We start from the raw sequence: 20507 nt of genomic DNA, 5'->3' as shown, positions 1-20507 counted from the left end.
AACTCCTCCTTGTCTTAACCTACAACCAGGTTAAGCAGTTTGCCAGGGACGTAGATTACTTTACGCACAGTAACCCCATCCAGGTATTTAGCCACCAGGTGCTCTTGACCAGCGCGTTCGCGAACTTGCTGTTCAGTGGCATCGGCAGGCACAGTAATTCTGCCACGCACTTTACCATTAACCTGTACGACTACTAATTTAGAGTCTTCGACCATCGCCTGTTCATCAGCAATTGGCCATGGTGCGGTATCGATATCACCTTCACCACCCAGAGCTTGCCACAAACTGAAGCAAACGTGCGGGGTGAATGGATAAAGCATACGTACCACTGCCAGTAATGCTTCTTGCAGCAGAGCACGATCTTGCTCAGTTTCCTGAGGTGCACGGCCCAGCTTGTTCATCAACTCCATCACCGCAGCGATGGCGGTGTTGAAGGTTTGACGGCGGCCCACGTCATCAGTGACTTTGGCAATCGTTTTGTGCAGATCACGACGCAGTGATTTTTGCTCTTCCGTCAGGCTGGCAATATCCAGCGGCGCAGTTGCACCTTTGGCAGTGCTTTCAAACACCAGACGCCAGACACGTTTTAAGAAGCGGTTAGCCCCTTCAACGCCAGACTCCTGCCATTCCAACGTCATTTCTGCCGGCGATGCAAACATCATAAACAGGCGCACAGTATCGGCACCGTATTTTTCTACCATAACTTGCGGGTCGATACCGTTGTTTTTCGATTTCGACATTTTGCTCATACCGGCATACACCAGTTCATGGCCTTGCGCGTCGGTCGCTTTAACAATCCGCCCTTTCTCATCACGCTCGACAATAGCATCAGCCGGTGAAACCCAGATACGTTCACCGCTGGTACCGGTGTAGTAGAAGGCGTCAGCCAATACCATGCCTTGGCACAACAGACGTTTGGCTGGTTCGTCGGAGTTCACCAGACCGGCATCACGCAGTAGTTTGTGGAAGAAACGGAAGTACATCAGGTGCATGATGGCGTGTTCAATACCGCCTACATACTGATCAACGGGCAGCCAGTAGTTGGCGGCGGCAGGGTCCAGCATGCCCTCGTCAAATTGTGGGCAGGTGTAGCGTGCGTAATACCAAGATGATTCCATAAAGGTATCGAAAGTATCAGTTTCACGCAGGCCCGGCATCCCGTTAACGGTGGTTTTCGCCCACTCAGGATTAGCCTTGATCGGGCTGGTAATACCGTCCATTACAACATCTTCTGGCAGGATAACCGGCAGTTGGTCTTCTGGTGTTGGCACGACGGTGCCATCTTCCAATGTCACCATTGGGATAGGCGCACCCCAATAACGCTGACGTGATACACCCCAATCGCGCAGGCGATAATTCACTTTACGCTGGCCAACACCGAGAGCCACCAGTTTGTCAGCAATGGCATTAAAGCCCGCTTCATAATCCAGACCGTCGAACTCGCCGGAGTTGAACAGGGTGCCTTTTTCGGTCATGGCTTCCTGACTCAAATCAGGCTCGCTACCGTCAGCGGCTAAAATAACTGGCTTGATTGGCAGGTGGTATTTGGTGGCAAATTCCCAGTCACGGGCATCGTGGCCTGGAACCGCCATTACCGCGCCGGTACCGTAATCCATCAAGACAAAGTTAGCGGCCCAGATAGCCAGCTTCTCACCTGTCAGTGGATGGATGGCGTATAGGCCGGTCGCCATGCCTTTTTTCTCCATCGTTGCCATTTCAGCTTCGGCAACTTTGGTATTGCGACATTCAGCCACAAAATTAGCTAGCGCCGGGTTGGTGGCAGCCGCTTGCAGTGACAATGGGTGACCGGCAGCAACCGCCACATAGGTCACACCCATAAAGGTGTCTGGGCGGGTGGTATAAACTGACAGTTTTTCTTCGCTATCTTGCACGTCGAAAACGATATCAACCCCTTCGGAGCGGCCAATCCAGTTGCGTTGCATGGTTTTCACCTGCTCTGGCCAGCTTTCCAGCGTGTCGAGATCATTAAGCAACTGATCAGCGTAATCGGTGATTTTAATAAACCACTGCGGGATCTCTTTGCGTTCAACCTTGGTATCACAACGCCAACAGCAGCCGTCGATTACCTGTTCGTTGGCTAACACGGTCATATCTTGTGGACACCAGTTAACCGCAGAGGTCTTTTTGTAGACCATGCCTTTTTCATACAACTTGGTGAAGAACCACTGTTCCCAACGGTAATAGTCAGGTTTACAGGTGGCAATCTCGCGATCCCAGTCGTAACCGAAGCCCAGTAGTTTCAACTGGTTCTTCATATATTCGATGTTGTCGTAAGTCCATGGGGCCGGTGCGGTGTTATTTTTAACTGCTGCACCTTCTGCCGGCAGGCCAAACGCATCCCAGCCAATCGGCTGTAGGACGTTCTTGCCCAGCATACGTTGGTAGCGTGAGATAACATCACCAATGGTGTAGTTACGAACGTGCCCCATATGTAGGCGTCCTGAAGGGTATGGCAGCATAGATAGGCAGTAATATTTTTCTTTGCTGGTATCTTCAGTGACTTTAAATGTTTGCTTCTCTTGCCAGTGAAGCTGTACTTGCGTTTCGATATCTTCTGGGCGGTATTGCTCTTGCATGGCGGCCAGTGGTCCTATAGTGAAAAACAGCTACGCCTGTAGCATCATCTGTTTCATATCATAAAGAGAGATCCGCATAGCATAGCTGATAAGCGGCAGGCGCAACAACACTCAGCATCCCGCAGAACGGTTTTTCTGCGCGGTGAATGGCAGAAATCATCAAAGTGGGGGAGTAACAACCTTATGATGACGTGACTTCAGTCATTTACGGCTAAAATAATAAACGTTAGCTTTAATATCAGAGTAAGTACCAGCAGACAACAGCAGCGGGGCAACCATAAGCAGGCGAGAGATTGGCTCTATCACTATTTTCTTTGTAACAACCTTTGCTGTACCACAATCGCGGATCGAGGAGACAGTATGAACAAGGTAGCTCAATATTATCGTGAGTTGGTGGCATCACTGACAGAACGCTTGAAAAATGGTGAACGTGATATCGATAAGCTGGTGGAAAGCGCCGAGCAGCGGTTAGACGCAGTAGAAGAGTTGAGCCGGAGTGAGGTTGAGCAAATCATTCAGGCGGTGCGCCGCGATCTGGAGGAGTTTGCCCGTAGTTATGAAGAGAGTAAGGACGAATTCACTGATAGTGTATTTATGCGGGTGATTAAAGAGAGCCTGTGGCAGGAGCTGGCGGATATCACTGATAAAACACAGCTAGAGTGGCGTGAAGTGTTTAAAGATGTCAGCCACCATGGGGTGTATCACAGTGGTGAGGTGGTTGGATTAGGGAATCTGGTGTGTGAAAAGTGCCACCATCGCCTGGCTTTCTATACCCCTGAAGTGTTGCCGCTCTGCCCTAAGTGTGGGCATGACCAATTTAACCGCCGGCCATTCCAGCCCTAACATTAATTTGGGCTAAAAAGAGACACTCCGCAGTGGCGGAGTGTCATTCGATTATTCGCTGTAGCGGGCAACCCGTTCAACCAGCAAATCAATAAATCCTTTCCTGTCGATACCCATCAACACTTCTGCATTAGGCACATTATCTGTGAGCTGGTAATAATCGACCACCGTCATGCCTTGGGTGTATTCACCACGCGTTTCGATGCCGACCCAGCGTTCAATGCTAGTGAATAACTCGGGGGCCAATAACCAGGCAATGGTGCAAGGGTCATGTAGCGGGGCACCTTGAAAACCCCAGCGTTCCTGGCGGTGATACAGCATGAAGAAGTCCAGTAAGCCTGCTACCACGTCGGCGACCGGATTATTCAACTGACGAATGCGATCGATATCTTCATCCATTACTTGTGCCTGATGGGTCACATCCAACCCGGCCATAGTAAGCGGAATACCTGATTTAAATACCCGATCAGCGGCCTCAGGGTCGACAAAAATATTAAATTCAGCAGCGGCGGTCCAGTTTCCTAGCATCACGGCCCCCCCCATGATGACTATACGCTCTATTTTGGCCGTCAGAGCGCCATGACCGGCCAGCAGCAAGGCAATGTTAGTCAATGGGCCTGTAGCCACAAGGGTCACCGGATGAGGGCTGGCACGCAATATTCTCGCCATTAGCTCCACCGCATTGTCAGTTTGCGGGGCAAAATCTGGATCCGGTAATGAGGGGCCATCTAACCCGCTTTCACCGTGAACATTGTCGGCAATAATCAATTCGCGCAGTAATGGTTTGAGTGCGCCGCCTGCCACCGGGATATCCTGACGCTTGAGCAGTGTCAGAATGCGCAGGGCATTACGCAAAGTTTTGTCGGGAGTTTGGTTACCGGCACAAGTGGTAACCGCTGCTACGTTGAGTTCGGGGGAGGCCAACGCCAGAATCAATGCAATAGCATCGTCATGGCCGGGATCGCAATCAATGATAATAGAGCGGGGCATCACTTTTCCTCTTGTTAGTCACAGTGTTAATCAGAGGATGCGCACAAAAAAACGGATAAGCAATCACGCAGGGCGTAAAAAGAGAACAGACGCAAATTTCCTCCCCTACGGGCGCAGGGGAGGTGGTGTGATTAATGCAGAATTTTTGCCAGGAAATCTTTGGCGCGATCTGATTTAGGATTATTAAAGAAATCATCTTTGTTGCTGTCTTCGACGATTTTCCCTTCATCCATAAAAATAACGCGGTTAGCCACTTTGCGGGCGAAGCCCATTTCGTGGGTAACTACCATCATGGTCATCCCTTCCAATGCCAGTTTGACCATCACATCCAACACTTCGTTGATCATTTCCGGGTCAAGTGCGGAGGTGGGCTCATCAAACAGCATGGCAATGGGGTCCATGCAGAGTGCGCGGGCAATTGCCACGCGCTGCTGCTGGCCACCCGATAACTGAGAAGGAAATTTATCTGCATGGGTAGAAAGGCCCACGCGATCTAACAGTTTCAACCCCTTTTCACGTGCTTCTGCTTTATCACGTTTGAGTACTTTGATTTGCGCCAGCGTCAGATTTTCAATGATAGACAGGTGTGGGAACAGCTCGAAATGTTGGAACACCATGCCCACTTTGGAACGCAGTTGGGCCAGATTAGTGCCTTTATCATTCACACCAATACCATTAACTGTAATGCTGCCTTTTTGAATAGGTTCCAGCCCATTAACAGTTTTGATTAAGGTTGATTTGCCTGAGCCTGAAGGACCACAGACCACCACAACCTCACCTTTTTTAACTTCGGTGGTGCAGTCAGCCAGCACCTGAAAGTGGCCGTACCACTTAGAAACATTTTTCAGGGAAATCATCAAACAGTCCTTTTCTTCAAATAGTTAACCAGCATCGACGCGGCAATACTGATAACGAAATAAACCAAACCGGCAAACAGCACCATTTCGACCTGAGTACCGTCCCGTTCGCCAATGGTGGTGGCGGTGCGGAAGAAATCGGCCAGGCTAAGGACATACACCAGTGAAGTATCCTGAAATAACACTATCCCCTGAGTTAACAGCAGCGGCACCATTGCGCGGAAAGCCTGGGGCAGGATAACCAGCCGCATTGACTGCCCATGGGTCATGCCCAATGCCAACGCAGCAGAGGATTGCCCACGGGAAATACTCATGATCCCGGCGCGGATAATTTCTGAGTAATAGGCCGCTTCAAACAGCGAAAAGGCTACCATGGCTGAGATTAACCGAATATCAGTTTTTGGTGATAAGCCCAGCACATTTTGTAATAAGCTCGGGACAACCAAATAAAACCACAGCAGCACCATCACCAACGGAATAGAGCGGAACACGTTGACATAGGCAGTTGCAAACCAACTGATGGCTTTAATCGGCGACAAGCGCATGACTGCCAGAACCGTCCCCCAGATAATGCCAAATACGATAGCGGTAATGGTTATCTTGGCGGTGACCACTAACCCTTGCAGCAGATAGGGCATGCTGGGGGCGATAGAACTCCAATCAAATTCGTACATTATTTACTCCCCAGATTGCCGGGTAACTGCACTTTCTTTTCAACTAATCGCATCAACAGCATGATCACGGCGTTGATCAGTACATAACCAAGAGTGATGGCGGTGAAGGACTCATAGGCGTGAGCTGAATAATCCAGCAATTTACCGGCTTGAGCGGCCATATCGACCAATCCGATTGTTGAAGCAATGGCGGAGTTTTTTACCAGGTTGAGCATTTCTGAGGTCATCGGGGGAATGATCACCCGATAAGCATTGGGCAGTAACACATAGCGATAGGTTTGTGGCAGGGTCAACCCCATAGCCAAACCCGCTGCTTTCTGGCCTCGAGGCAGTGACTGAATCCCGGCACGGACTTGTTCACAAACACGTGCTGCGGTAAATAAGCCAAGGCAAAGCATCGATGAAAGAAAGAACTGTATGTTCGGGTCAAGTTCACTTTTAAACCACATGCCAATATCAACTGGCAACAGTTCAGGTACCACCAGATACCAGGTAAAGAATTGCACAATCAAGGGTACGTTACGAAACAGCTCAACGTAGCAGGTCCCAATCCCTGACAGGATTCGATTGGGCACGGTTCTTAAAATACCAAACAGTGAACCGACAAAGAACGCGATCACCCAGGCGCACAGTGACAAAGCGACGGTGACTTGAAAGCCGGACCAGATCCAGCCGAGGTAGGTGGTATTGCCGAAGGGGGCAGGTTGCAAGAAGATGCCCCAGTTCCAGTCTATTGACATAACAAACTCCCTTAAAAGGATGGATAAGCCACCCTGATGACTGATGATTTAATGCGTAGCGACCTTGAGGACTCACAAAAAAATGCGGAGTGGGGAACGGCCACCCCGCATCCTGTCTTTACCCTGCATCTTTCAAATTGCAGATGTGTTGGCTGCCCTCGTTCACCTGAATCACTTATTTGTATAAGCTCATCAGGATTATGAACCTCATCAGAGGCTCACCCTACGGGCCAGCGCAAGCGCTGTTCAAAATGGTTTACAACCAATTTGTCTCTTGCTTGCCGTCTTCCTGCACTCTGAAATCTATTGGGTATCTCCTATCGGCCCATCATCAATCGAATCGGGCAGGTAACCACCCGCCCTGATTTATTATTGTTAGTTCAATGCTTTATCGTTAGGTGCTTTGAACAGCGCCTTCATTTCATCAGACAGTGAGAAATTCAGGTTAAGATTTTTAGGTGGAATTGGGTTTTTGAACCAGCGATCGAATGATTTTTCAGCTACACCAGAAGTTTGTGCACTGGCAATGGTTTCATCCAATAAGGCTTTAAAGGCCGGATCATTTTTGCGCAACATACAGCCGTAAGCTTCCTGAGACTGCGGAGTACCGACGATATCCCATTGGTCTGGTTTCTTGGCTTTGGCTCGCTCACCGGCTAGCAGAGCATCATCCATCATAAAGGCCACTGCGCGGCCACTTTCCAAGGTGCGGAAAGAGTCACCGTGGTCTTTGGCGCTGATGATGCGCATATCCATTTTGTCTTTTTCATTTAGCTTATTCAGCAGGACTTCAGATGTCGTACCTGAAGTTACAACCACTGCTTTACCGGCCAAATCTTTGAAATCTTTAACTTCAGACCCTTTTTTGGTCAGTAAACGGGTACCGACTACAAAAATGGTATTACTGAACGCCGCTTGTTGCTGACGCTCCAGATTATTGGTGGTGGAACCACACTCAAAGTCAAAGGTGCCGTTTTGCAGTAGTGGAATACGATTCTGTGAGGTGATTGGGATCAGTTTGACCTGTAAGTCTGGAGCATTAAGTTTTTTCTTAACTGCATCAATGATCAGATTAGAATAATCTTGTGCGTAACCAACAACTTTCTGCTGATTATCGTAATAAGAGAAGGGAACGGAAGATTCACGGTGACCCACTACGATAACGCCGCTGTCTTTAATCTTTTTCAGAGTATCAGCCTGGGCTTCAGCTTTCGCTGCGGGTTGTGCTGCCGCTTCTTCTGCTTGGGCTACGCCACTTGCCATCCCAGCTAACAGTAGCGCTAACGCCAATTTACGCATATGCATGGTCCAACTCCTTTGCTGTTGTTTTATTACTTGATGTTGTGATGCTAAAAATACGTTGTTGCTAAATCTCGTCAGGCGAGAAATCGTTTTGTTTCGTTTCAGCGGTACAACCACCGATGTTTTGTTGGCCAGTACGTGGTTTTCGCTGTTACTTGTATCAGATTATCTTTAAAAAATAGCCAAATGTTATGCGAATGATGAATAAATGTTTGTTTTTTGGGATGCAAATCGCACCAAATAGAGGCAATAAAACAGCAATGCACTTCTATGGTGCGGGATATGCCCTATAAACGAGCGTGTAAATAATCCTGATCCCGCATTTGAAACGCTGTGTTCCCTACATGTTGCGGTAATCCCCGACAACGGCTAAAAGATTGGCGGGCATTGGCAGAGAGTTAACACATAATGGTTAGAAACAATGCAAGGTCTGTGCCAGTCGCGGCGAAGAGATGAGGATAATAGCTCTACAATTGAGAGCTATAGAATACCCACGGGGAGTTGTGGGTATTAATCAGCCGCCAAACAGCGGCTTTACTGCCAGTTAGCCTAATTGCTGGTTGTTGATAGCCACGTGGGCCTTAAACACATCCAATGCTGTCGGAATGGTCTCTTTTGCGGCGTGTTTTTCTGGGCTCCACAGCTTGGCAAAGGTAATCGCGCGGCCACAATGAATAAACACTTCATCAACCTCGATCACTAACACACTGCGGGCGGGGTGGCCATTTTGGCTAAAGCGCTCACACAGTTCAGGATCGACCGAAATCTTAGCCCGGCCATTCACCCGAAAACCTTCGTCCCAGTTGGGTATCAGGAACAAGATACCGATAGCGGGGTTATGCAGCAGGTTGCGGATACCATCCAGGCGGTTGTTCCCCGGGCGGTCTGGTAGCATCAGGGTTTTACTGTCCTGTACATGGATAAAACCCGGTTCCCCACCTTTGGGTGAGCAGTCGATACCATTGGCGCCGAGGGTACCCAGTACGGCGAAGGGGGCTGCCGCGATGAGTTTTTTAGCATAATCATCAATGTGATCTATCTGTTTCTTCAACACGGTTTCAAAGGGGGCGGCGTAGTGCTCGCTGAGTTGTGCTTCGCTGGTGAGGATAAATTCAGGCTTCAGTGACATAAGGCTCTCAAGATTAACGGGCATGCAGATAACATGCCCACATATTATGTTATTTGTTATCAGAACGACTACGGATCGCGCGGTACAGCGTGAGGGCGCCAAGCACCAGCGTGATAATCCACATCGGCCATGAACCCAAACGGGCATAGGGGGTGACGCCCGTTGTTGGTGTAACTTTGGCCTCTAACACCTGTTGGGTAAATTGCGGGATCTGGGCGAGCACTTCACCGCTCGGGCCAACCACCGCAGTGATACCGTTATTGGTACTGCGCAGCAGAGGGCGACCCAATTCAAGCGCGCGCATCCGTGCCATCTGGAAATGTTGCCATGGTCCAATTGAGTGGCCGAACCAGGCATCATTCGAGACGGTCAGCAGGAAATTGGTATCAGGATTGAAATTATCCCGTACCTGCTGGCCTAACACGATTTCATAACAAATAGCCGCAGTCAGGTTATATCCTGCCACCTTGAGCGATGGTTGCACATAACTGCCACGGCTGAACGTTGACATCGGTAGGTCAAACAGCGGTGCCAGCGGACGCAGTAAGGATTCTAACGGCACAAATTCACCAAATGGGACCAGATGGTGTTTGCTGTAACGGTTTCGGCTCGGATATTGATACGGTTCTTTATCGCCTAAGACGATGACGCTATTAAAGAAATGATACCCCTGACCTTCAGGCCGACGCTGGGCATCGACAATCCCCGTGATCAAGCTGCTATGATTGGCTCGCATCAGATCATCAACCATTGTCAGGAAGCCGGTTTGATCGGTTTCAATATCAGGAATGGCAGATTCCGGCCAGATGATGATCGGCGCTTTGCCCATAAACGGGCGAGTTTCATCCAGATAGACTTGCAGGGTCGAAAGCAGGACTTTAGGGTCCCACTTCATGGACTGAGCAATGTTACCTTGCACCATGGCGATATTGACAGCGCGCTCCGGCTCTGGCGTGAACCAATGCACTTGGCGCAGTGGCCATGGTAACAATAACAGTGCCATCGCCACTATTGCCGCAGTCACCCGGCGCTGATAGCAGGCGTAGACCAGTAATCCACTGATTGCCATCAGTACAAAGGTGATGCCATCAACCCCGAGTATTGGGGCAATCCCACGCAGCGGGCCATTAATCTGGCTGTAGCCAAATTGCAGCCACGGGAAGCCGGTCAACACCCAGCCGCGCAAGAATTCCGTCAGTTGCCATACAACCGGGGCGGCAATCGCTAGCCGCCACCATGTCGCTTTTGGGCTGAGACGCGCTAACACACCGGCAAATAGCAGGGTGTAGAGCGATAGGTAGGCCGCCAGTAGTACCACCAGGAAAATATTGATTGCCGTTGGCATTCCGCCGAACTCGGAAATACTGACATAGACCCAGTTAATACCGCTACCGAATAGCCCCATTCCCCAACAAAAGCCAATAAAGGCGGACTGCCGGGTATTACGGTTCAGGGTTAGGCTGAGTAAGCCAAACAGTGAAACAATGGCTGCGGGCCAGTAATCAAACGGTGAATAGGCCAGCGTACCGCAGGCACCAAAAAATAGCGCCAGTAGGGCGCGAACCCACTGGCGTTGAAGATATGAAGCAATAGGCATCAAGGATTTATTCTTCCAGTTTGGGTTGCGGAGCATCATCCGGGATTTTTACATGAACCTGAATGATACGTCGGCTATCCGCCATGGCAACTTTAAATAAGTAACCTTCAATTTCAATGGTTTCACCCCGGGCAGGTAAATGGCCAAATGCCTGCATTACCAAGCCACCAATGGTGTCAACCTCATCGTCGCTGAAATGGGTATTGAACACTTCATTGAAATCTTCAATTTGCGTCAGCGCACGAATGGTATAGGTATGCTTGCTGAGTTGACGCACATCTCTGTCTTCTTCATCGTCATACTCATCTTCTATTTCGCCAACGATCAGCTCAAGAATATCTTCAATGGTCACCAGCCCTGACACGCCACCAAACTCATCAATGACAATAGCCATATGGTAGCGCTGGGAACGGAACTCCTTCAGCATCCGATCGACACGCTTACTTTCTGGCACTACAACCGCCGTCCGTAACACTTTATCAATACTGAATGGCTCGGAGTCGGTGCGCATAAACGGCAACAAATCCTTGGCCATCAGGATACCTTCGATGTGATCTTTATCTTCGCTAATCACCGGAAAGCGGGAGTGAGCAGATTCAATAATCACATCCAAACACTCATCCAGCGTTTGGTTACGCTTTAATGTGACCATTTGAGAACGGGGGATCATGATGTCCCGCACGCGCTGCTCGGCAATATCCATCACGCCTTCCAGCATGTCACGGGTATCGGGATCGATCAGATCGTTTTGTTCAGAATCACGGATAAGCTCTACCAAATCACCACGGTTTTTAGGTTCACCGTGAAATAACTGGTTAAGGATAAGAGTAAAGAACCCTTTCTTGGGACTGGGGCTATCGTTGTTTTGTGAGTGGTCGTCGCTCATGGCGTTTTAGTTAAGTTTACTCATGTTATACCCTTGTATCTGATGCCGTAGGGGCTAGCGAGGTTTGCTTGCCGCCTACCTGCAATTCCAATGACGTTGGGTAAAGATTATATTTTATCGGTAGCAGTAGACTCACACCGCCGACAGTTTTCCCCGACTAACAGGGCATTATAACACCCGATATGATGGGTTTATTCGGGGTCTTTCTCCGAAATATACGGATCTGGATAACCCAGACTTTGCATAATTTCAGTTTCGATTGACTCCATTTCTTCTGCTTCATCGTCCACGATGTGGTCATACCCTAGCAGATGGAGACTGCCGTGAACAACCATATGCGCCCAATGAGCTAATAGTGCTTTTTCTTGCTCGATAGCTTCTTGTTCAACCACCTGACGGCAAATGATTAAATCACCCAATAGTGGCAGTTCAATTTCAGGTGGGGCCTCAAAAGGAAAAGACAAGACATTGGTCGGTTTATCTTTACCGCGATAGGTTAGATTCAGCTCATGGCTTTCAGCTTCATCAACCAACCGAATGGTCACTTCTGCTACGTCTTGAAACTGCGGTAATACCGCCTCCAACCAACGCTGAAAGTCAGCTTCGGCAGGTAAACCCTGGCTATCGGCGCAGGCAATTTGTAAATCGAGTATAACTTGGCTCACGGAGCCTCCTGCTCAGACGGGGTATGGTTTTCCCGCTTACGTTGTTCGGCAATAGTCTCTTTGCGTTTTTGTTCCGCCGCTTCCCAGGCCTCATAGGCAATAACCACACGGGCCACCACGGGGTGACGCACCACATCTTCGCTATGGAAGAAGTTAAAGCTCAGCTCTTCTACCTCAGACAGCACTTCAATGGCATGACTTAAGCCAGATTTTTGGTGGCGCGGTAAGTCGGTTTGCGTCACATCACCGGTAATAACTGCCTTGGAGTTAAAGCCCATACGGGTGAGAAACATCTTCATCTGTTCGATGGTGGTGTTCTGGCTCTCATCCAGAATGATAAAGGCATCATTGAGTGTCCGGCCCCGCATATATGCCAGCGGAGCCACTTCAATCACGTTACGTTCGATCAATTTTTCAACGCGCTCAAAGCCAAGCATTTCAAACAGTGCATCATAAAGTGGGCGCAGGTATGGATCGACTTTCTGACTCAGGTCCCCGGGCAGGAAACCCAATTTTTCGCCCGCTTCAACGGCCGGGCGGGTCAGTAAGATACGGCGCACATTCTGGCGCTCCAGAGCATCAACTGCCGCGGCTACCGCCAGATAGGTTTTACCGGTCCCGGCAGGACCAATCCCAAAGGTAATATCGTGATCAAGAATATTGGCGATGTATTGCGCCTGATTGGGGGTACGCGGTTTAACCATGCCGCGCTTGGTACGGATATTCACGGCTTTTCCGTAATCGGGTACGCTCTGTGCCGTTTGCTCCAATACATGACTCTCTTTCACCGCAAGGTGGATATCTTCTGGGGATATCTCTGGGGTAACACCCCGAATGGGGGCGGTGTCAACATACAGATGGCGCAGGATATCTGCCGCTGCAACAACGCAGATATTCTTACCGACTAACTTGAAACGGTTGTCTCGGCGATTAATTTCAATACCTAACCGGCGCTCCAACTGCTTGATGTTGTCATCAAAAGGGCCGCACAGACTCAACAAACGCTGATTGTCGGTGGGCTCTAGCAAGATTTCTTGTGTCACTACGTGCAAACTATTTCTCTGAGTCACTGTGTTCCTCTGGATATATCATTCACGGATATTATTTGTCTGATACCCGATTATACCTTTCGTATTGGAAATGGCCTTGGGCATATAACGTCAATCATACATGTCATTTAAGAATTATTCATGGTGCATGGTGCTGACGCAAGTTTACTTATCAATCCGTGCTTTCACGCTCTATTCAAGTAGCGACCCTCTGGAGGTGCAACTTAAACAGTCCGAATCTGCGCAGCAGCCCACTAAAATAAAACAGGCACTGAGAATGCAGCGCCTGCTAATGCGAGTCAACTCGAACAACTATGGTCAGGGTTGATACTGCCCCACGCCAATTTCATTTTCTTTTCGGGTCCGCGCAATGACCGATTGTGGCGATTCATGAACCCGTAGCGCCATCTGGTCTTCGGTGCGCTGCAAAATACCGCGCAGTGAACTGGCATAAACGTCTACAATTTCGACATCAACGAATTTGCCAATCATCTCTGGTGTACCTTCAAAATTCACCACCCGGTTATTTTCGGTACGCCCGGCCAGCTCCATTGCACTTTTGCGGGAGGGGCCTTCTACCAGAATACGTTGCACACAGCCAACCATCTCGCGGCTGATTTCCATGGCCTGCTGAGTGATACGCTGTTGCAAAATATGCAGTCGCTGTTTTTTCTCCTCTTCACTGACATCGTCTGGTAGCTCTGCCGCGGGTGTGCCAGGGCGTGGAGAGTAAATAAAGCTGTAACTGGTATCGAAATGAATCTCCGCGACCAGCTTGATGGTTTGTGCAAAATCCTGCTGAGTTTCACCAGGGAAACCGATAATAAAATCGGAACTTATCTGGATATCTGGCCGCGCCTGCCGCAGTTTGCGGATGATAGCTTTGTACTCCAGTGCGGTGTGGGCGCGTTTCATCATGGTTAAAATTCGGTCGGAACCACTTTGCACTGGCAGATGCAGAAAACTCACCAGTTCTGGCGTATCGCGATAAACATCGATGATATCGTCGGTAAACTCAATCGGATGGCTGGTGGTAAAGCGAATGCGATCGATACCGTCAATGGCGGCAACCAGCCGCAATAACTCGGCAAAACTACAGATATCGCCGTCATAGGTGGCACCGCGATAGGCATTGACATTCTGGCCGAGCAGATTCACTTCCCGCACCCCTTGGGACGCTAACTGTGCAATTTCAAACAGAATATCGTCACTTGGGCGGCTGATCTCTTCGCCACGAGTGTAAGGCACCACGCAGAAGGTACAATATTTATTGCATCCTTCCATGATAGAAACGAACGCGGTCGGGCCTTCAGCACGCGGCTCTGGCAGCCGATCAAACTTTTCAATCTCAGGGAAGCTGATATCTACCACCGGACTGTGCGTGCCTTGGACGTGGTTAATCATTTCTGGCAGGCGATGCAGGGTTTGCGGCCCGAAAATGACATCAACACAGGGCGCGCGTTGGCGCAGATGTTCGCCTTCCTGTGATGCTACACATCCACCGACACCAATAATCAGATTGGGATTCTTTTCTTTCAGGAGCTTCCAATGGCCCAGCAGGCTGAATACTTTTTCTTGTGCTTTTTCGCGAATTGAACAGGTATTCAGTAGCAGTAAATCGGCTTCTTCCGGGATCTCAGTCAACTGGTAGCCATGGGTGCTGGCCAGCAAATCTGCCATTTTAGATGAATCATATTCATTCATCTGGCAGCCCCAGGTTTTAATATGCAGTTTTTTCGTCATGGCTTATCTACCATCAAAAATTCATCATAAATGTCACATCGCGCGGTGCGGTGATCCATGTGTTCGCCAGGCGCAAAGGCTCACTAGTTGCGGGGTATTGTAGTCATTTGCAGTTGCGATGACCACCGCAGTTCGGCTTAGTTATTCTGTGGGGTGATGAAAAATCCGGTACACTGAGGGCAGATAAAGTATGGATGTTATTTTAACTTTTAAAAAATGGCCAAAATGAATAAATCGCAACCAAATTATGATGTTGTGGTGGTGGGGGGCGGTATGGTTGGTGCTGCCGCCGCGCTTGGACTGGCACAAACAGGCTGGTCAGTCGCGTTACTTGAGCATGAAGCCCCAGCCCCATTTGAGGCTGACAGCGTGCCCGATTTACGAGTTTCCGCTATCGGCTGCACTTCGGTGTCGTTGCTGAAACAGCTCGGTGTCTGGCCGCAGGTACAGCAGATGCGTTATGCACCTTATCGTCGGTTGGAGACCTGGGAGCAGCCCGGTTCACAGGTGGTGTTTGATGCCGCCTCGCTCTCTTTGCCTGAGCTGGGGTTTATGGTTGAGAACCGGGTTTTGCAGTTGGCATTATGGCAACAGATAGCGGAATGCCCCAATTTAACGTTGCTGTGCCCGTCACGGCTGCAAACTATGGTTAGAGTAGATGAGTGCTGGCAAATCACGTTAGACGCTCAGCAACAGATACAGGGCCGTTTAGTGATAGGTGCTGATGGTGCCAACTCTCTGGTACGACGGTTAGCCGGTATCGGCACCAATGGCTGGCAGTATCGCCAGTCTTGCATGTTAATTACGGTAGAGACGGATACAGCTCAGCAAGACACCACCTGGCAGCAGTTTTTCCCAACGGGGCCGCGTGCTTTCTTACCGCTATTTGGCCAGTGGGCATCATTGGTCTGGTACGACAGCCCGCAGCGTATTCGTCAGCTTCAGGCGCTGCCGATGGCACAGTTGAATCAGGAAATTGCCAAGGCTTTCCCATCACGTTTGGGGGCTGTTAAAGCGATTGCTGCTGGCTCTTTCCCGCTAGTGCGGCGCCATGCACAACGTTATGTACAGCCGGGATTGGTCTTACTCGGGGATGCAGCCCATACCATTAATCCACTGGCCGGGCAGGGGGTGAATCTGGGATATCGCGATGTTGATGCGCTGTTGGAGGTGCTAAATCAAGCGCGTGAACGGGCAGAACCGTGGCACAGCGAGCGGGTATTACTGCGTTATCAACGCCGCCGCCGCACTGATAATCTGATTATGCAAAGTGGTATGGATGTGTTTTACACCACATTCAGCAATGATCTGCCACCGGTGAAATTCGTACGGAATCTGGCGTTGATAGCCGCTCAGCGCGCGGGCAAATTGAAAGAACATGCGTTGAGGTATGCATTGGGGTTGTAGGGGATGTCTGTTTTTTTGAGTTCAATACTTAATATTTGGGACAGTTCGGAGCTGGTTTCGGTTGATATTCGATCTGTTCTTTTGGCGGGCGTTGTCGCCTCAAGCAACCATCAATCGAAACCTAATCCAACCTGGACTTGAGACATCGGACTCAAGTAAGAGGGAATATAGTGAAATCCCAGAATGCAAAAAGCCCGCCGAAGCGAGCTTTTCTAAATTTGGCTGGGGTACGAGGATTCGAACCTCGGAATGCTGGAATCAGAATCCAGTGCCTTACCGCTTGGCGATACCCCAAAAGATGGTGGCTACGACGGGAATCGAACCTGTGACCCCAGCATTATGAGTGCTGTGCTCTAACCAGCTGAGCTACGTAGCCATCTTTAAATCTTTAATCTTGAGAAGTTGTATGGCTGGGATACCAGGATTCGAACCTGGGAATGCCAGGATCAAAACCTGGTGCCTTACCGCTTGGCGATATCCCAACTGAAATACAATTCTTTTTTATATGACAACTCTCTTGCCTTACAGCTATCCATCCAAAAAAAAGATGGCTGGGATACCAGGATTCGAACCTGGGAATGCCAGGATCAAAACCTGGTGCCTTACCGCTTGGCGATATCCCATCCGCTGTGACAAACCGATGAACGAATAATGGTGCGGGAGGCGAGACTTGAACTCGCACACCTTGCGGCGCTAGAACCTAAATCTAGTGCGTCTACCAATTTCGCCACTCCCGCAAAAAGATGGTGGCTACGACGGGAATCGAACCTGTGACCCCAGCATTATGAGTGCTGTGCTCTAACCAGCTGAGCTACGTAGCCATCTTTTTCCGCATTACCTTCATCGGCGTTGCGGGGCGCATTATGCGTATATGGCCGAATTGCGTCAACTAATTTTTTCCCAAAAAAGCGCTGAAAGGGTTCGTTTGTGTGGCTTGTGAACAGTCTGGTGATTAAAGCAGCACTTATGGTGATTAATTGTTGAATTTGCCAGCAAAAAACAAGGCTACCCTAGGGCAGCCTTGAGATTGGACAGTCAATATAGGCAGACCATCACATTCAATTATTTATAAGCGTCCTGATGCACGCCAACCGCACGGCCGGAAGGGTCATCCATACTTTTGAATGATTCATCCCACTCGATGGCTTTTGCTGATGAACAGGCGACTGATGGGCCACCAGGGACACATTCAGCGGCACTTGGCAGCGGGAACAGCTCTTCAAAAATTTCGCGATACAAGTAGCCTTCTTTTGACGATGGCGTGTTGTATGGGAAACGGAAGTGGGCAGTTTCCATCTGTTGATCAGTGACTTGCTCTGCGGCTTTCTCTTTTAGTGTGTCAATCCAGCTATAGCCGACACCATCAGAGAATTGTTCTTTCTGACGCCAGGCGACGCTGTGTGGTAAGTAAGATTCAAAACATTCACGCAGGACATGTTTTTCCATTTTGCCATTACCACACATTTTGTCCTGCGGATTGATACGCATCGCAACATCGAGGAAGTTCTTATCTAGGAAGGGGACGCGGGCCTCAACACCCCAGGCAGACATCGCTTTGTTGGCACGCGCACAGTCATACATGTGCAGGGCTAGCAATTTACGCACAGTCTCTTCATGCAATTCTTTCGCATTTGGTGCTTTGTGGAAGTAGAGGTAGCCGCCGAACACTTCATCAGACCCTTCGCCAGACAGCACCATCTTGATCCCCATCGCTTTGATTTTACGCGACATCAGATACATTGGTGTTGAGGCACGGATGGTGGTGACATCATAGGTTTCAATGTGATAAATCACATCACGGATAGCATCCAAACCTTCTTGCACGGTGAAATGAATTTCATGGTGCACGGTACCTAAATGGTTGGCGACTTCTTTCGCAGCACGTAAATCCGGTGAGCCAATCAGACCTACTGCAAAGGAGTGCAGTTGTGGCCACCAGGCTTCACTGCGCTCATCGTCTTCGACACGACGGGCGGCAAATTTTTTGGTGATAGCAGAGATAACGGAAGAGTCCAGACCACCGGACAGCAATACACCGTAAGGCACGTCAGACATCAAGTGGCTTTTTACCGCTTCTTCTAACGCGTTAGCCAACTGAACTTTGTCAGTTACATTGTCTTTGACGTTGTCGAAATCAAACCAATCGCGATGATAGTATTCGCGAATCTCACCCTCTTTACTCCACAGATAGCTGCCCGCTGGGAACTCTTTAATGGTGCGGCACACCGGTACCAATGCTTTCATCTCTGAAGCCACAAACATGTTGCCGTTTTCATCATGGCCCATATATAGCGGGATAATCCCCAAATGGTCACGGCCAATCAGATAGGCATCTTTTTCTGTATCGTACAGGACGAAAGCGAACATACCTTGCAGGTCATCAAGGAAGTCTGGGCCTTTTTCCTGATACAACGCCAGAATCACTTCACAATCTGAGCCGGTTTGAAACGCGTAACGGTCACCATATTGCTGACGTAATGCCTGATGATTATAGATTTCACCGTTAACGGCCAGAATATGCGTGTGGGCCGCATTAAACAGGGGCTGGGCACCGGTATTGACGTCAACGATAGACAAACGTTCGTGGGCGAGAATGGCTTTATCATTTGCCCACACACCAGACCAATCCGGGCCACGATGGCGCATTAAACGTGACATTTCCAGCGCTTTTTTACGTAACTCAATGGGGTCGGTTTTAAGGTCGAGGACCCCGAAAATAGAACACATAATAATCTCCCTAACTTCTCTGCTTTGGCGGTGATGATGTTGAATTTGAGTCGTTCATCGCTGGATCTGTTTTTTCACACTTGCTTATGAGTGATGCAAGTTATGCCCCATGACGATGCAGTCATCCAAATTATTTCTAAACTAGATGTGAGAAATACATGCAATTTATACGCCAATTCACAGCGCTATTATTTTGGTGCAATGGTTGGTACGGCAATGGGTACCTATACCCAAAGCACTTGACGTTGCAGGCAGGCAGCCAGCGAGTCAGTCCCGATGAGCTTAACTCAGTCAAGTGATTCGGGTGAGTGAACCCAGCTAACACCCCAGCAGCTTCAAGGACGAAGGCTATAAAAGAAAATGCGCCAAAATAGGGCGTAATGGCAAGAAACTTTGGTGCACTGCACTAAAAAAAGGCATAGCGCTAAAGGGGGTGGGGGCAAAAAAGAGAGTGGCGGCCATGACATGACCGCCAACAGAGATTAGATAATATTGATATCAACCACGGAAGAGAAAACGTAGTTCGGGCGAAATGGCATGGCTTCAATATCTGTTAGCGTTGAAACACCGGACAGGACCAAAATCGTTTTCAACCCAGCCTGGAAACCGGCCAGAATATCGGTACGTAGGTTATCACCGACAATTACCGTGTTTTCTGAATGGGCATGCATTTTATTCAGCGCCGCGCGAATGATCCACGGGCTGGGCTTGCCCACATAAAACGGCTTGCGACCGGAGATTTTCTCAATAGGTGCGCACAATGCGCCACACGCCGGAGCAAACCCGTGCCCGTGGCTATCGGGGTTGGTGGCAATAAAACGCGCACCATTGGCGACAAAATAGGCGGCTTTATGCATCATGTCCCAGTTGTAGGACCGGGTTTCACCGACAATCACAAAGTCAGGATTGATATCGGTGATAGTAAAGCCAGCTTTATAGAGTTCATGTACTAATGCACCTTCACCCACAACATAGGCTTTTTTACCTTCCTGATTGCGCAGGAAGTCGGCAGTGGCCATTGCCGAGGTATAAAAGGCACTTTCTGGGACATCCAGCCCAGCAGAACTGAAGCGGTTAGCCAGATCCTGCGCGGTTTGTGACGGATAGTTGGTCAGAATAACCAGCGGCATTCCGGCATTTTGGATCCGGGCCAGAAAGTCGTTAGCGCCCGGTATCGCTTTATTATCATGTAACAACACACCATCGATATCGCAAATAACGCTTTTAATTGTCATGGTTAAACCCAAATTAATTGGAGTTACAGTTAGGCAGCAAATGAGTGCATCCCGATGTGCTGACGC

General features: G+C 49.3%; 16 protein-coding genes and 6 tRNA genes. 2 read left to right on the top strand and 20 right to left on the bottom strand.

Annotated elements, in window-relative coordinates:
- Positions 1 to 14 precede the first annotated feature (14 nt).
- Entirely contained in the window at positions 15 to 2597 is a 2583-nt protein-coding gene (gene leuS, locus V1955_RS15590; RefSeq protein ID WP_442821123.1) for a leucine--tRNA ligase, read from the bottom strand.
- A 360-nt stretch (positions 2598 to 2957) separates the two neighbouring features.
- Here leuS and V1955_RS15585 point away from each other — a divergent pair, with 360 nt between their 5' ends.
- Positions 2958 to 3440, top strand: coding sequence for a zinc ribbon-containing protein (locus V1955_RS15585; protein ID WP_083159663.1), 483 nt, complete (start codon positions 2958 to 2960; stop codon positions 3438 to 3440).
- 51 nt (positions 3441 to 3491) lie between these two features.
- Here the strand turns inward: V1955_RS15585 and rihA are convergent, their stop codons facing one another.
- The 11 genes from rihA to miaB form a co-directional block, all read right to left on the bottom strand.
- A complete protein-coding gene (gene rihA, locus V1955_RS15580; protein ID WP_083159661.1) occupies positions 3492 to 4430 on the bottom strand; it encodes a pyrimidine-specific ribonucleoside hydrolase RihA in 939 nt (312 codons plus the stop codon).
- 131 nt (positions 4431 to 4561) lie between these two features.
- The gene (locus V1955_RS15575; protein WP_025377565.1) at positions 4562 to 5287 is read right to left on the bottom strand and encodes an amino acid ABC transporter ATP-binding protein; all 726 of its coding nucleotides are present in this window, start codon (positions 5285 to 5287) and stop codon (positions 4562 to 4564) included.
- A complete protein-coding gene (gene gltK, locus V1955_RS15570) occupies positions 5287 to 5961 on the bottom strand; it encodes a glutamate/aspartate ABC transporter permease GltK (RefSeq protein ID WP_032905734.1) in 675 nt (224 codons plus the stop codon). Before gltK ends, V1955_RS15575 begins: the two co-directional genes overlap by 1 nt.
- Positions 5961 to 6701, bottom strand: a complete 741-nt coding sequence (locus tag V1955_RS15565) for an amino acid ABC transporter permease (protein ID WP_005182751.1) — start codon at positions 6699 to 6701, stop codon at positions 5961 to 5963. The genes gltK and V1955_RS15565 overlap by 1 nt, the downstream gene beginning before the upstream one ends.
- 375 nt (positions 6702 to 7076) lie before the next feature.
- Positions 7077 to 8006: an amino acid ABC transporter substrate-binding protein gene (locus V1955_RS15560; RefSeq protein WP_083159659.1), complete on the bottom strand. Its 930-nt coding sequence runs from the start codon at positions 8004 to 8006 to the stop codon at positions 7077 to 7079.
- A 541-nt stretch (positions 8007 to 8547) separates the two neighbouring features.
- Positions 8548 to 9132 (bottom strand): MSMEG_1061 family FMN-dependent PPOX-type flavoprotein, encoded by a 585-nt coding sequence (locus tag V1955_RS15555; protein ID WP_372568856.1) that lies wholly within the window; start codon positions 9130 to 9132, stop codon positions 8548 to 8550.
- Between the two features lie 49 nt (positions 9133 to 9181).
- Positions 9182 to 10729 (bottom strand): apolipoprotein N-acyltransferase, encoded by a 1548-nt coding sequence (lnt, locus tag V1955_RS15550; protein ID WP_083159655.1) that lies wholly within the window; start codon positions 10727 to 10729, stop codon positions 9182 to 9184.
- 7 nt (positions 10730 to 10736) lie between these two features.
- Positions 10737 to 11615 (bottom strand): CNNM family magnesium/cobalt transport protein CorC, encoded by an 879-nt coding sequence (gene corC, locus V1955_RS15545; RefSeq protein ID WP_083159653.1) that lies wholly within the window; start codon positions 11613 to 11615, stop codon positions 10737 to 10739.
- 191 nt (positions 11616 to 11806) lie between these two features.
- On the bottom strand, positions 11807 to 12280 hold the full coding sequence (gene ybeY, locus V1955_RS15540; protein ID WP_083159651.1) for an rRNA maturation RNase YbeY: 474 nt from the start codon (positions 12278 to 12280) through the stop codon (positions 11807 to 11809).
- On the bottom strand, positions 12277 to 13350 hold the full coding sequence (locus V1955_RS15535; protein WP_193784699.1) for a PhoH family protein: 1074 nt from the start codon (positions 13348 to 13350) through the stop codon (positions 12277 to 12279). Before V1955_RS15535 ends, ybeY begins: the two co-directional genes overlap by 4 nt.
- A gap of 297 nt (positions 13351 to 13647) precedes the next feature.
- Positions 13648 to 15072, bottom strand: a complete 1425-nt coding sequence (gene miaB, locus V1955_RS15530) for a tRNA (N6-isopentenyl adenosine(37)-C2)-methylthiotransferase MiaB (protein WP_442821122.1) — start codon at positions 15070 to 15072, stop codon at positions 13648 to 13650.
- A gap of 225 nt (positions 15073 to 15297) precedes the next feature.
- Between miaB and ubiF the strand changes: the two genes are divergently transcribed.
- Positions 15298 to 16479, top strand: coding sequence for a 3-demethoxyubiquinol 3-hydroxylase (ubiF, locus tag V1955_RS15525; protein ID WP_442821121.1), 1182 nt, complete (start codon positions 15298 to 15300; stop codon positions 16477 to 16479).
- 219 nt (positions 16480 to 16698) lie between these two features.
- Here the strand turns inward: ubiF and V1955_RS15520 are convergent.
- The 8 genes from V1955_RS15520 to V1955_RS15485 all read right to left on the bottom strand — a co-directional run bounded on the left by V1955_RS15520 (position 16699) and on the right by V1955_RS15485 (position 20441).
- A tRNA-Gln gene (locus tag V1955_RS15520) sits at positions 16699 to 16773 on the bottom strand.
- A gap of 5 nt (positions 16774 to 16778) precedes the next feature.
- Positions 16779 to 16855 (bottom strand) — tRNA-Met (locus tag V1955_RS15515).
- Between the two features lie 31 nt (positions 16856 to 16886).
- Positions 16887 to 16961: transfer RNA gene (locus V1955_RS15510), tRNA-Gln, on the bottom strand.
- A 66-nt stretch (positions 16962 to 17027) separates the two neighbouring features.
- Positions 17028 to 17102: transfer RNA gene (locus tag V1955_RS15505), tRNA-Gln, on the bottom strand.
- 29 nt (positions 17103 to 17131) lie between these two features.
- Positions 17132 to 17216, bottom strand: a tRNA-Leu gene (locus V1955_RS15500).
- A gap of 7 nt (positions 17217 to 17223) precedes the next feature.
- Positions 17224 to 17300: transfer RNA gene (locus V1955_RS15495), tRNA-Met, on the bottom strand.
- A gap of 241 nt (positions 17301 to 17541) precedes the next feature.
- On the bottom strand, positions 17542 to 19206 hold the full coding sequence (asnB, locus tag V1955_RS15490; RefSeq protein ID WP_420072732.1) for an asparagine synthase B: 1665 nt from the start codon (positions 19204 to 19206) through the stop codon (positions 17542 to 17544).
- Between the two features lie 482 nt (positions 19207 to 19688).
- Complete coding sequence (locus V1955_RS15485; protein ID WP_442821120.1) at positions 19689 to 20441, bottom strand: HAD-IIA family hydrolase; 753 nt, start codon at positions 20439 to 20441, stop codon at positions 19689 to 19691.
- Positions 20442 to 20507: the final 66 nt, after the last annotated feature.

Source organism: Yersinia sp. 2545 StPb PI, assembly GCF_052217125.1.
Classification (GTDB): Bacteria; Pseudomonadota; Gammaproteobacteria; order Enterobacterales; family Enterobacteriaceae; genus Yersinia; species Yersinia enterocolitica_E.
The sequence above is the reverse complement of the archived record's forward strand: the minus strand, read 5'-3'. Positions and strand labels throughout refer to the sequence as shown.

Excerpts from the sequence above, each read along its gene's own strand:
- leuS (WP_442821123.1), bottom strand. The coding sequence starts at position 2,597 with ATGCAAGAGCAATACCGCCCAGAAGATATCGAAACGCAAGTACAGCTT.
- V1955_RS15585 (WP_083159663.1), top strand. The coding sequence starts at position 2,958 with ATGAACAAGGTAGCTCAATATTATCGTGAGTTGGTGGCATCACTGACA.
- rihA (WP_083159661.1), bottom strand. The coding sequence starts at position 4,430 with ATGCCCCGCTCTATTATCATTGATTGCGATCCCGGCCATGACGATGCT.
- V1955_RS15575 (WP_025377565.1), bottom strand. The coding sequence starts at position 5,287 with ATGATTTCCCTGAAAAATGTTTCTAAGTGGTACGGCCACTTTCAGGTG.
- gltK (WP_032905734.1), bottom strand. The coding sequence starts at position 5,961 with ATGTACGAATTTGATTGGAGTTCTATCGCCCCCAGCATGCCCTATCTG.
- V1955_RS15565 (WP_005182751.1), bottom strand. The coding sequence starts at position 6,701 with ATGTCAATAGACTGGAACTGGGGCATCTTCTTGCAACCTGCCCCCTTC.
- V1955_RS15560 (WP_083159659.1), bottom strand. The coding sequence starts at position 8,006 with ATGCATATGCGTAAATTGGCGTTAGCGCTACTGTTAGCTGGGATGGCA.
- V1955_RS15555 (WP_372568856.1), bottom strand. The coding sequence starts at position 9,132 with ATGTCACTGAAGCCTGAATTTATCCTCACCAGCGAAGCACAACTCAGC.
- lnt (WP_083159655.1), bottom strand. The coding sequence starts at position 10,729 with ATGCCTATTGCTTCATATCTTCAACGCCAGTGGGTTCGCGCCCTACTG.
- corC (WP_083159653.1), bottom strand. The coding sequence starts at position 11,615 with ATGAGCGACGACCACTCACAAAACAACGATAGCCCCAGTCCCAAGAAA.
- miaB (WP_442821122.1), bottom strand. The coding sequence starts at position 15,072 with ATGACGAAAAAACTGCATATTAAAACCTGGGGCTGCCAGATGAATGAA.
- ubiF (WP_442821121.1), top strand. The coding sequence starts at position 15,298 with ATGAATAAATCGCAACCAAATTATGATGTTGTGGTGGTGGGGGGCGGT.
- asnB (WP_420072732.1), bottom strand. The coding sequence starts at position 19,206 with ATGTGTTCTATTTTCGGGGTCCTCGACCTTAAAACCGACCCCATTGAG.
- V1955_RS15485 (WP_442821120.1), bottom strand. The coding sequence starts at position 20,441 with ATGACAATTAAAAGCGTTATTTGCGATATCGATGGTGTGTTGTTACAT.